General features: G+C 62.1%; 11 protein-coding genes. 5 read left to right on the forward strand and 6 right to left on the reverse strand.

The genetic code is table 11. The annotated features are described in order from the left end of the window. Positions 1–109: 109 nt before the first annotated feature. Entirely contained in the window at positions 110–1,711 is a 1,602-nt protein-coding gene (locus WA702_RS17055; protein ID WP_425111710.1) for a murein transglycosylase A, read from the reverse strand. Between the two features lie 122 nt (positions 1,712–1,833). After that, a complete protein-coding gene (locus WA702_RS17060) occupies positions 1,834–2,538 on the reverse strand; it encodes a Tim44/TimA family putative adaptor protein (protein WP_425111711.1) in 705 nt (234 codons plus the stop codon). Between the two features lie 416 nt (positions 2,539–2,954). Here WA702_RS17060 and secB point away from each other — a divergent pair, with 416 nt between their 5' ends. Then, entirely contained in the window at positions 2,955–3,440 is a 486-nt protein-coding gene (gene secB / locus WA702_RS17065) for a protein-export chaperone SecB (RefSeq protein ID WP_425111712.1), read from the forward strand. A 50-nt stretch (positions 3,441–3,490) separates the two neighbouring features. Here secB and dnaQ read toward each other — a convergent pair whose 3' ends face one another. From dnaQ to WA702_RS17085, 4 genes are read right to left on the reverse strand one after another with little or no spacing between them, the layout of a single operon-like run. Further along, complete coding sequence (dnaQ, locus tag WA702_RS17070; RefSeq protein ID WP_425111713.1) at positions 3,491–4,204, reverse strand: DNA polymerase III subunit epsilon; 714 nt, start codon at positions 4,202–4,204, stop codon at positions 3,491–3,493. Between the two features lie 29 nt (positions 4,205–4,233). Beyond that, positions 4,234–4,833: a dephospho-CoA kinase gene (gene coaE, locus WA702_RS17075; protein WP_425111714.1), complete on the reverse strand. Its 600-nt coding sequence runs from the start codon at positions 4,831–4,833 to the stop codon at positions 4,234–4,236. A gap of 33 nt (positions 4,834–4,866) precedes the next feature. Then, positions 4,867–5,478 carry a Maf family protein gene (locus tag WA702_RS17080; protein ID WP_425111715.1) on the reverse strand — a complete coding sequence of 204 codons (612 nt, stop codon included), beginning with the start codon at positions 5,476–5,478 and terminating at the stop codon, positions 4,867–4,869. A gap of 7 nt (positions 5,479–5,485) precedes the next feature. After that, positions 5,486–6,325: a pyruvate, water dikinase regulatory protein gene (locus tag WA702_RS17085; protein WP_425111716.1), complete on the reverse strand. Its 840-nt coding sequence runs from the start codon at positions 6,323–6,325 to the stop codon at positions 5,486–5,488. Between the two features lie 458 nt (positions 6,326–6,783). Between WA702_RS17085 and hemJ the strand changes: the two genes are divergently transcribed. The 4 genes from hemJ to WA702_RS17105 form a co-directional block, all read left to right on the forward strand. Then, positions 6,784–7,206: a protoporphyrinogen oxidase HemJ gene (gene hemJ / locus WA702_RS17090; protein ID WP_425111717.1), complete on the forward strand. Its 423-nt coding sequence runs from the start codon at positions 6,784–6,786 to the stop codon at positions 7,204–7,206. A gap of 240 nt (positions 7,207–7,446) precedes the next feature. Next, the gene (rho, locus tag WA702_RS17095; protein WP_425111718.1) at positions 7,447–8,712 is read left to right on the forward strand and encodes a transcription termination factor Rho; all 1,266 of its coding nucleotides are present in this window, start codon (positions 7,447–7,449) and stop codon (positions 8,710–8,712) included. Between the two features lie 228 nt (positions 8,713–8,940). Further along, on the forward strand, positions 8,941–10,266 hold the full coding sequence (gene mnmE / locus WA702_RS17100; RefSeq protein WP_425111719.1) for a tRNA uridine-5-carboxymethylaminomethyl(34) synthesis GTPase MnmE: 1,326 nt from the start codon (positions 8,941–8,943) through the stop codon (positions 10,264–10,266). 189 nt (positions 10,267–10,455) lie between these two features. Then, a partial coding sequence (locus tag WA702_RS17105; RefSeq protein WP_425111720.1) for an FAD-dependent oxidoreductase occupies positions 10,456–11,423 on the forward strand: 968 nt, incomplete at its 3' end.

Genomic DNA, 11,423 nt, shown 5'->3' on the forward strand with positions numbered 1-11,423 from the left:
GGCTTGACGTGCTTGGCCACTGTCTCCCACAGTGCGCGATCGTCCTCGCTCAAGGCCCGCTTGCGGCGGTTGCTCGGAATGTCGCCACTATGCGATGTGGACGGACGCTTCATCGATGGTAACGGTGGCGCCGACGGTGGCGGAGGTTGGCACCTTTGTCCTCGTCGATCTTCGGCCGTGCTGCCGGCAGCGGTACGCTCAACGCCGCCGGCGTGTTCTGCGCGACCGCGGCATCGGACGGTGTCGACGTGGCATTCGCTGCAGGGACAGGGGCAGGGGCTGCAGCAGCCGACTTCTGATCCTTGCTATAATCCCCGGCCGCGTCGTTCGGCAGCACTTGCGGAAACAGTTTTGCGATCTTGGCCGATGGCCGCGCATCGGGCAGTGGCAGCTTGCGGCCGCGCTCGACAGGATCGAGACTCCTGGGCACCAGCATCACGAACTGGATGTTCTGTTTGAGCCGGCCGGAGATCTTGCCGGCTTCAGCGCCGGCGCCAAAATATAGGTCGGCCCGCGCCGGCCCGACGATCGCCGAGCCGGTGTCCTGCGCGATCATCAGCCGGTGAAACGGTGTCTTCGACGTCTCCGACTCGATCGGCAGCGCGCCGGTGATGAAGAACGGCGTGCCGTAGACATGCAGCGACTTGTCGACCGCGATCGAGCGGCCCGGCGTCAGCGGAATGCCTTGCGCGCCGACCGCCTCGTCCTTGTCGGAGAGCTGCACCACGCGGAAGAAGATGTAGGAGCGGTTCTGCCGGCGCACCTCGTTGGCCTCGTTCGGGTTCTGCTCCATCCAGTCCCTGATCCGCTGCATCGACATTTCCTCGCGCGGGATGATGCCGCGGTCGATCAGGATGCGGCCGACCGGCGTATAGGGATAGCCATTATAGGCGTCATAGTTGACGCGAACCGTCGAGCCGTCGTCGAGCTGAATCCGTGCCGAGCCCTGGATCTGCATGAACAGCAGATCGGTCTCGCTCTTGAGCCAGCAGATCTCGAGCCCACGGCCCTCGATCGCGCCATCCTCGATTTGCGCGCGATCATAATAGGGCACCAGCTTGCGGCGTCCGATCTTGCGGTACACCGGGCCCTTGTTCGGCAGGTTCGGCGCATCCTGCTTGAAGCCGCGGACGAACAGGTTCGACGGGCGGCGATAGACCGGCACGTTGTAGACCTCGTTCTGCGTTCGCGAGCCGTCGAGCACCGGCTCGTAATAGCCGGTGACGAAGCCGTCGCTGTCGCCGAGCCGCGAGATCCTCAGCGGCTGGAAGTGCGCCTCGAAGAACGCTTTTGCCTTGTCCTTGGCGTTGTCACTATCGGACAGATCGAGCGCGCGCGCGTCGCGGCAGGGATCGCGCAGGGAATCGCCGAGCGCCTTCGGCTCGGGCTGCCCGTCCGGCTTCGCCGCGATCGGCTTGCAGCTGGCGCGGAACGTCTTGTAGGCCGCGAGATGGTCGTCGTCGTTCCAGCCGGGCACATCGGTCCAGGCCAGCGGAAGATATTGACTATTCGGAATTTCGAGCGGCAGCGGAACGTCCGGGTAGGGCAGGTGCCGCTGGGCCGGCACGGGCTGCCGCGGGTGCCGGCTTCGCACGGCCTCCGCCGCAAAGGGATACAGCGACAACGCCACGACGCTCAGGCTGAGCGCGATGCCGATATATCCAAGGCGGCTTTGGGACAAGCCGCAAAGCTTCCAAAATTCGCGAACCATAGCTGCACCGTCAAAGTACCATTCAACGCGAAGTTTGGAAAAAAAGAGCTTGATCTATCGGAGCTGCGCGCCTGCTACGTCCTCCGCCGCGCGCGTTTGGTTCAGAGTCAGCGAGATAATCGTTAATGGCTGCCGGTGCCGACCAGCTTCCAGTTCGGATCGCGTGACGAGATGTCGCGCGCGAAGGTCCAGATGTCGGTGATGTCGGCAACCTTGTCCGGGTTGCCGTCGACGATCGTGTCCGCCTTGTCGCGCGTCACCGATATCATCTGCGAGACGAAACGAACGGTCAGCTGCGCGTTACGGTCGCGCAATTCGGCACCGACCAGTTCGGCCTTGTCGATCGAGACGAACCGCGTCTCGGTCTTCTGCTCGTGCTTCTCGCGGTCTTTGATGACAGCGTCGAAGCTGTCATAGACCTCGGACGACAGCAGATCGCGCAGCGAGCGGCGGTCGCCATTGGCGAAAGCGAGCACGATCATCTCATAGGCGCTACGCGCGCCGGAGATGAAGTGGCGCGGATCGAAGGACGAGTCCTGGGCTACGATGGCATCGAGACCATGGGCGAGCGCCGAGCCCGGCTCGGCCAAGTCCTTCCATCGGTCGCCTGCCGGCACCGCGTCGGCGACAGATGCCGGCGCGCCCGGATCGATCAGCTTGCCTGGAACCGTGATGACGTTGTTGCTGTCAGGCGCACCCTGCACGGCGTTGCGCGCGGCGCGATCGAACGGCGGCCGCTCGCTGCCAGTGCGCTGCCCGAGCACACTGCGCAGGCGCAGGAAGATGAACACCGCCAGCGCCAGGAATATGATAGTGTAGATGTCCACGTGGTTTTCGCTTTCTCGGCTTCACTTGTGGCGCCGGCAACGGCTCCCGGCGGTCGGGCATCCTGTTATTGGGAGCTGCTTGAGACACCAGCATCGATCGCAAGTTCTGGATGTATCAGGCGCTGGATGTAGTCACGAAATTGGGCCCGGCCAATGGCGCATAGTGGCGCGGTGACTGTAGCGCGTTTTCGAGGGCAGGGGAAACCCGTTGCGTGCCCGGAAATCGCGCATCTTCAATCGTTTACCCGTGACCGAAAGAGTTCCGGCGGGTAAGGGTGCAAGCACCCCGCCGTGCAAAGCGCGTTATATATGGCCGTTAACCCTTCCGTTACCATCCATCCTTGTGGAACGCGCTGCGGCTATGTTAGCCACTCGCCCCACAATCACCCGCGTTTCTGTGCCAGGAGAACACTTTCATGACCATCGGCAACGGCTCCCCTCCCGAGGCAGCCCCTCCTCAGTTGAACGTGCTGGCGCAATACACCAAGGACCTCTCGTTCGAGAACCCGAACGCGCCGCAGTCGCTGGCGCCGCAGGGGCAGCAGCCGCAGATCAACATCCAGATCAATGTTGGCGCCAATAACCTCGCCGAGAGCGATTATGAAGTGACGCTGACCATCGAGGGCAAGGCGGAAACCGCCGGCAAGGTGATGTTCAGCTTCGAGCTGATCTATGGCGGCGTGTTCCGGCTGCTCAACATCCCCCGGGAGAACCTCTCCCCGATGCTGCTGATCGAGTGCCCCCGGCTGCTGTTCCCGTTCGCGCGCGAGATCGTCGCCACCTCGGTGCGTGATGGCGGCTTCCCGCCGCTGATGCTTGACCCGGTCGATTTCGTCGGCCTGTACCGGCAGAACATGGAGCGGCAGGCCGCCGCCGAGGCCGCTCAGGTCAAGCCAAGCTGATCCTCAAGATCTTCAATTTGGCGACAAAGGCGTGATCCCAGCACCCGCCGTCAGGCGGATGGGGTCACGCTCTCCGGCAAATATTCATTCCAGATCGGCTTGTCGCCCAGCGTGGCGACGAAGGCGCGATGTGCCTCCCGCTCCGCGTCGGTGACACGCGCCACCAGCGGAACCTCGCGCTGCCGGCGTGGCGTATCGATCGATCCGCCAAGGCGGATCTCCTGAGAGTCCTGCGTCAGGATCAGTTGCGACTGACGCGCCCCGACCAGGTCGACATAGACCTCGGCCAACAGCTCGGCGTCGAGCAACGCGCCGTGCTTGGTGCGGCGAGAATTGTCGATCGCATAGCGCGAGCACAGATCGTCCAGCCGATTCGACACACCGGGATGCTTGCGACGCGCCAGCAGCAGGGTATCGACCAGCCGCTCGCGCGGAATCGCTGCGAGCTTGAGGCGGTCAAGCTCGGCATTGATAAAGCCGATGTCGAACGACGCGTTGTGGATCACCAGCGGCGCATCGCTGATAAAGGCGAGGAACTCCTCGACCACCTCGGCGAACAGCGGCTTGGTCGACAGGAACTCGCTCGACAGGCCGTGCACCGCGAACGCCTCGGCCGGCATGTCACGCTGGGGATTGATATAGACGTGGTAGGATTGGCCCGTCGGCATCCGGTTGAAGATCTCGACACAGCCGATCTCGACCAGCCGATCGCCGCGCAGCGGATCGAGGCCGGTGGTTTCGGTATCGAGAACGATCTCACGCATAATCGGTCAGTCCATCTCGCGCCGGCGAATCAGCTACGCCGCTGCGGCATCTTAATCACCTGGTCGAGGATGTCCCGGATCTGCACCCGCACCGGGTCAAGTCCGTGCGACGTATCCACCACGAAATCGGCGCGCTTGCGTTTTTCGGCGTCCGGCATCTGCCGCGCCAAGATCGCATCGAGCGCCTCCTCCGTCATGGTGCCACGCGCCAGGATACGCTCGCGCTGAACCTCGGGCGAGGTCGTCACCACGACGATCGCGTCGACACGCTTGTCACCGCCGGTCTCGAACAGCAGGGGCACGTCGACCACGGCGACGGGTGCACCGGATCGCTCGGCACCATCGAGGAAGGCCTGGTGATGCGCCCGCAGCATCGGATGCACGATCTGCTCGAGCCGCCTGATCTCGTCGGGATGGCCGACCACCTTGGCCGAGAGCAGGCTGCGATCGACCTTGCCGTTAGCTGTCGTTCCCGGAAAAGCGGATTCGACCGCCGCGACCGCTTCGCCCTCATATACCTTATGTACGGTGGCATCGGCGTCGTAGACCGGCACCCCGGCTTCTGCGAACAGTTTCGCAGTGGTCGACTTTCCCATTCCAATCGAGCCGGTCAGTCCAAGTACTTTCATAAAAGTCTCATTCCGCGAAGGCCCTATACTTCTCTACAAGCGAAGCAGGCCCGCTTCCCTGAAGAAGGCAAGCAGCGGCAGCAGCGGCAGGCCGAGAATGGTGAAGTGATCGCCATCAATGCGTTCGAACAGGTGCACGCCGAGACCTTCCAGCTGATAGACGCCGACGCTCGACATCACGGCATCGCCGGCCTCGTCGAGATAGACAGCAACATCAGCTTCGCTGAGAGGCCGCATCGACATCCAGGCAATTGCGACATGCGAGAACAGCACCTCGCCATCTCGCGCGACCACGATCGCTGAATGCAGCGCATGGGTACGACCGGCGAGCGCAAGCAATTGCTGCTTCGCCTGGTCGCGACCTCTGGGCTTGTTGAAGAGACGATCGCCGAGCGCCAGGGTCTGGTCGGCGCCGACGACATGATGGCCGGGCTTAATAGCTGACACCGCCAGTGCCTTGGCCTGAGCAAGATGCAGCGCAATTTCGTAAGGCGCAGTCAGGCCTGCGTCCTGCTGGATCGCACGCTCATCGATATCGGCCGGAACCGCGTCACAGGCGAGGCCGGCATTGGCGAGCAACATCCGCCGCGCCCGGCTTTGCGATGCCAGGACCAAAGGCAACTCGCGGCGCCAGAGGCTCGTCACGCTTTTCTCACTCCGCAAATTTCTGCCGCTGCCGATCGGTATAAAGTTTCAGAATCGCCGCGGCCGTCTCTTCGATCGATCGGCGCGTGACGTCGAGCATCACCCAGTTGAATTTCGCACTCAGCTTGCGCGCGTAGGTGACTTCATCCGTGACCGACTGCCGGTCGACATAATTCTCATTGCCGCTGTCGGCGCCCATGCTGAGCAAGCGATTCTGCCGCACCTGGATCAACCGCTCGGGCGTCGCATGCAGGCTGACGACCAGCGGCTTGTTCAATGTCTCCAATTGATGCGGAATCGGAATGCCCGGCACCAGCGGCACGTTCGCGGTGCGGACGCCACGGTTGGCGAGATAGATCGAGGTCGGCGTCTTCGAAGTGCGCGACACGCCGACCAACACGACATCGGCATCTTCCAGGCCGTCGACCAGTTGCCCGTCATCATGCAGCATCGTGTAGTTCAGCGCATCGATGCGCGCGAAATATTCCGCGTTCAACACGTGCTGCGCGCCGACGCGCCCGGTCGTGGAAGCGCCAAGATAAGCCTCAAACAACTGCATCACCGGGCCGATGATCGACAGACTCGGAATGTTGATGTCCTTGCACTTGGCCTCGAGTCGGCCGACCAGATCCTTCTCGAGCAGCGTGAACAGCACGATGCCCGGCGCTTCCTCGATCTCGTCGAGCACGCGGTCCAGCTGCTTCTGGCTGCGCACCAGCGGATAGACATGCTCGACGGGTGTCACATTGGTGTACTGCGCAGCGACCGCTCGCGCGACCGTGATCAGGGTTTCACCGGTCGAATCGGAAACCAGATGCAGGTGAAAGTAATTTCCGGAGGCGGGCATCAAATCCTTAACGATCTGTGAATCCCTGTGAAGGATGGGGGCAAAATCAGGGGGTGGCCGGGGGGTCTCTGTATAACCCGTTTCGTTCTACACATGCTCCCTCGTCAGGATAAGTCGGGCTGGCCTGTCGATGATATCGGGGCGAGACCGACTTGTCTCTGGATAAGCTCTTGATGATTTCGCTCAAGCCGATGACTCCAGACCATGAATCCAGAGCAAGGGCGACGACACAGCGATGTTGAGGATTGTGGACAGGTCGCGGACAAATTGCGGATGAGATTGCATGAGTCCAATCCACCGCTACTTAGACTCAAACCTTAAAGATTCTTAAATTATTTAGTTTGGAGGAGACCACCCGAGCGGCTATGTGTCGATCAACGGCCGGCGAGCGGAAAAATGGATCGGGGCTTTCACATGCGCCACACGACGTGACCAGGCCTTGAGGATCACCCGTTCCAATGTATGAGTGGATCAAAGCGCTGCATGTCATCGCGGTCATCTCCTGGCTTGCCGGCATGCTCTATCTGCCTCGTTTGTTCGTCTATCACTGCAACGCGGAGATGGGCTCGAAGCAGTCCGAGACCTTCAAGGTCATGGAGCGGCGCCTGCTGCGGGCGATCATCAATCCTGCAATGATGGTCACCTGGCTCGCCGGGCTCTATCTGGTCTGGGCCGGCGGTTGGTACAAATCAGGATGGTTTCACGCCAAATTCCTGCTGGTTTTGATCCTGTCGGGCGTGCACGGCCTGTTCGCGCGCTGGATGAAGGATTTTGCCGCCGACCGGAATACGCATAGTCAAAGATTCTATCGTATTATCAACGAGGTACCAACTCTGTTGATGATCGGCATCGTCATCCTGGTGATCGTGAAGCCGTTCTAGCTCGGTAAAACTGCATGCCGCTCTGCTGTGTGATGCCTTGCGAAACGAGCTGTGATTTTCTATAGTATCGATATCCCCACCCCACGCAGGCGGATGTGGTTGCGTCCCGGTTCGACCGGCCGCCGCATCAGGTTTGGCGCCACTCGGCGCCGCCTTGCTTAGACCTGCGGACCCTCATTTCCGTCCGCTTTCCCAAAGCCCCTCGCATCCCCTCCCAAGTTGTTCCACAGGACCATCCCAATGCGGGAAATGAAACTTCAAGACCTCAAGTCGAAAACGCCGGCGGAGCTTGTCTCCTTCGCGGAGGAGAACGGGGTCGAAAACGCCAGCACCATGCGCAAGCAGGAGCTGATGTTCGCCATTCTCAAGCAGCTTGCGATCGCCGAGACCGACATCATCGGGGAAGGCGTGGTCGAGGTTCTCTCCGACGGCTTCGGCTTTCTCCGTTCGCCTGACGCCAACTACCTGCCCGGGCCTGACGACATTTATGTCTCGCCGTCGCAGATCCGCCGTTTCGGCTTGCGCACCGGTGACACCATCGAAGGTCACATCCGTAGCCCGAAGGAAGGCGAGCGCTATTTCGCGCTGCTCAAGGTCAACACGCTGAACTTCGAGGATCCCGAGAAGTCCAAGCACAAGGTCAATTTCGACAATCTGACGCCGCTGTTTCCGGACCAACGTTTCCGGCTCGAGATCGAAGATCCGACGCGCAAGGATCTGTCGTCGCGCGTCATCGACATCGTGGCGCCGATCGGCAAAGGCCAGCGCGCGTTGATCGTGGCGCCGCCGCGCACCGGCAAGACCGTGCTGATGCAGAACATCGCGCATTCCATCACGGCCAATCATCCGGAGTGCTATCTCATCGTTCTGCTGATCGATGAGCGTCCGGAAGAAGTCACCGACATGCAGCGTTCGGTGAAGGGCGAAGTCGTCTCCTCGACCTTCGACGAGCCGGCCGTGCGTCACGTTCAGGTCGCCGAGATGGTGATCGAGAAGGCCAAGCGCCTGGTCGAACACGGCCGCGACGTCGTCATCCTGCTCGACTCGATCACGCGTCTCGGCCGTGCCTACAACACCGTGGTGCCGTCATCGGGCAAGGTGTTGACCGGCGGTGTCGACGCTAACGCATTGCAGCGGCCGAAGCGATTCTTCGGCGCCGCGCGCAACATCGAGGAAGGCGGCTCGCTGACCATCATCGCGACCGCACTGGTCGATACTGGCAGCCGCATGGACGAGGTCATCTTCGAAGAGTTCAAGGGCACCGGTAACTCCGAGCTCATCCTCGACCGCAAGGTCGCAGACAAGCGGACCTTCCCGGCGATCGACATCGCCCGCTCCGGCACCCGTAAGGAAGAGCTCATCACGGACGCGCAGAACCTCAAGAAGATGTATGTGCTGCGCCGTATCCTCAATCCGATGGGCACGATGGACGGCATCGACTTCCTGCTCGACAAGCTCCGCAACACCAAGAGCAATTCGGAGTTCTTCGAGTCGATGAACACCTGATCGGCCGATAGAACATCCAAATTCAAAGGGCGCTCTTCGGGGCGCCCTTTTTGTTTGGGAGGGTCGATGAAGGAGAACGACCGGACGTTGCTTCAATAGTGTGTCCGGCCGGCCTCATGGTCCAATGCTGTTAACGGGCGACCGCACCGAGCTCAGGTGCCGGTGACCCATAAAGCATGTTCAGGCAAATCCATTGTCTTTGCAGGAGCGCGGGTCCACCTCAGGGCCATGCATCCGCACGACCAGACCATCTTCGCGCTCTCCTCGGGCCGGCTGCCGAGCGCGATCGCGATCGTCAGACTATCGGGGTCGCACGCTGGAGCCGCGCTGCAGGCGCTGGCCGGTAGATTGCCGACGCCGCGCATGGCGACCCGGGCCCTGCTTCGTGACTCCGAGGGCGAACCGATCGATGATGCGGTGGTGCTTTGGTTTCCCGGACCTGCAAGTGCGACTGGCGAGAACGTCGCCGAATTGCATGTCCACGGCAGTCGCGCCGTGCTCGCGGCGGTCTTTGCGACCCTTTCGGCTCTGCCGGATCTCCGCGCGGCGGAGCCAGGTGAGTTCACCCGGCGCGCTTTCGAGAACGGCAAGATCGATCTCACCGAGGCGGAGGGTCTGGACGATCTGATCCATGCCGACACGGATCGGCAACGCCGGCAGGCCCTGCGCCAGTTGAACGGCCTGCTCGGGGACAAAGCGCGCAACTGGCGCCGCCAAATCATTGAAGCCTCGGCGCTGATCGAGGCCGGGATCGACTTCGCCGACGAGGGCGATGTTCCGGAAGAGCTGATAGCGCCGGCGATCGCTCGCATCGAAATTCTGCTCCAAGAGATAGAGGCCAGCCTGTCCGCGCGGGGCCGCAGCGAACGGCTGCGCGACGGCCTGACGGTCGTGATCGCCGGGCCGCCGAACGCGGGCAAATCCACGCTGATGAACCAGCTCGCCCGGCGCGAGGTCGCGATCGTCTCGCCCTATGCCGGAACGACGCGCGACGTCATCGAGGTCCAACTCGATCTCGACGGCTATCCGGTGATGGTGATCGACACGGCCGGGATCAGGGATACCGATGATCCGATCGAGCAGGAAGGCGTGAGGCGAGCGCGAGCGCGGGCCGGTGATGCTGATCTCGTGCTCTGGCTCTCGGAGGATGGATCGTTGGGGATCGATCAGCAGGGCGAGGTGCCGATCTGGATCGTCAGGAACAAGATCGATCTGGTCGAGCGTGGCAATGATCCGGAAGCCGCCGGTCCGAGCTTCCGCATCTCAGCAAAGCAGGGTGACGGGATCTCCGTGTTGATCAATGCCCTGGTCGGGTTCGCACGCGAGTATTTCGCAACCAATGAAGCCGGTCTGATCACCCGTGAGCGACAGCGGAAGCTGCTTGACGAGACCGCGATCGCGCTGCGGCGGAGCATCGATGCGGTCGCGCGCGGCGAAGAGCTGGCCGCCGAGGAGCTGCGTGTGGCGGCATTCGCGCTGGGCAAGCTGCTCGGCCGGGTCGATGTCGAGGATTTGCTCGACGTGATCTTTCGCGAGTTCTGTATCGGGAAGTAGCACCCGCAATTCTGGTCGTATGCTTAACATCTGGTTTCGAGACTTTTAGGGATCATCATCGTTTCATGTGAAACAGGCGGAACCGGAACTGTGTCGTTTCACATGAAGCAGGCTCGGGGTTTTTGAGCTTGGCGGCTGTTTCACGTGAAACGTCTTTCGGTGCTCACCGCACCGCGCTAAAATCCAGCCATGAGCGACCATTCAAAGTCTTTCGACGTCATCGTCATCGGCGGCGGCCACGCCGGTTGTGAAGCCGCGGCGGCCGCGGCCCGTATGGGTGCCAAGACCGCGCTGGTGACCCACCAGTTCGCGACCATTGGCGCGATGTCCTGCAATCCGGCGATCGGCGGCCTCGGCAAAGGGCATCTGGTTCGCGAGGTCGATGCGCTGGACGGTTTAATGGGCTGCGTGGCGGATGCCGGCGGCATCCAGTTCAGAATGCTCAACCGCCGTAAGGGTCCAGCCGTTCGCGGCCCGCGCGCCCAGGCCGACCGCAAGCTCTATGCCGCGGCAATGCAGACCGCGATCCGGCAAACCGCGAACCTCGAGGTGATCGAGGCAGAGGCTGACGAGCTGGTCGTTTCCGATGGTCGCGTCCTCGGCCTCAAACTCGCCAATGGCCGAAACCTCGGTGCCGGTGCCATCGTCATCACCACCGGCACGTTCCTGCGTGGCCTGATCCATCTCGGCGAAAAAAACTGGCCGGCTGGTCGGGCCGGTGAGGCGCCGGCGCTGGGACTTTCCAAGTCGCTGGAAGCGGCCGGCTTTACCCTCGGCCGTCTCAAGACCGGCACGCCGCCGCGGCTCGACGGCACCACGATCGACTGGAGTGCCGTCGAAATGCAGCCGGGTGATGATCCGCCGGAGCCGTTCTCGGTGCTGACCAAAGAGATCACCACGCCGCAGATTCAGTGCGGCATCACCAAGACCACGACGGCGACCCATGATGTCATCCGGGCCAATGTGCATCGCTCGCCGATGTACTCCGGACAGATCAAGAGCACCGGTCCACGCTATTGCCCGTCAGTCGAGGACAAGATCGTCCGCTTCGGCGACCGCGACGGCCACCAGATCTTTCTGGAGCCGGAAGGCCTCGACGACACCACGGTCTATCCGAACGGCATCTCGACCTCGCTGCCCGAGGAGGTCCAGCTCGC

The sequence above is a fragment of the Bradyrhizobium sp. genome (assembly GCF_049798375.1).
Taxonomy (GTDB): domain Bacteria; phylum Pseudomonadota; class Alphaproteobacteria; order Rhizobiales; family Xanthobacteraceae; genus Bradyrhizobium.

Coding starts and splice junctions, on each gene's coding strand:
- hemJ (WP_425111717.1), top strand. CDS start 6,784: ATGTATGAGTGGATCAAAGCGCTGCATGTCATCGCGGTCATCTCCTGG.
- dnaQ (WP_425111713.1), bottom strand. CDS start 4,204: ATGCGTGAGATCGTTCTCGATACCGAAACCACCGGCCTCGATCCGCTG.
- secB (WP_425111712.1), top strand. CDS start 2,955: ATGACCATCGGCAACGGCTCCCCTCCCGAGGCAGCCCCTCCTCAGTTG.
- WA702_RS17055 (WP_425111710.1), bottom strand. CDS start 1,711: ATGGTTCGCGAATTTTGGAAGCTTTGCGGCTTGTCCCAAAGCCGCCTT.
- rho (WP_425111718.1), top strand. CDS start 7,447: ATGCGGGAAATGAAACTTCAAGACCTCAAGTCGAAAACGCCGGCGGAG.
- WA702_RS17085 (WP_425111716.1), bottom strand. CDS start 6,325: ATGCCCGCCTCCGGAAATTACTTTCACCTGCATCTGGTTTCCGATTCG.
- coaE (WP_425111714.1), bottom strand. CDS start 4,833: ATGAAAGTACTTGGACTGACCGGCTCGATTGGAATGGGAAAGTCGACC.
- mnmE (WP_425111719.1), top strand. CDS start 8,941: ATGCATCCGCACGACCAGACCATCTTCGCGCTCTCCTCGGGCCGGCTG.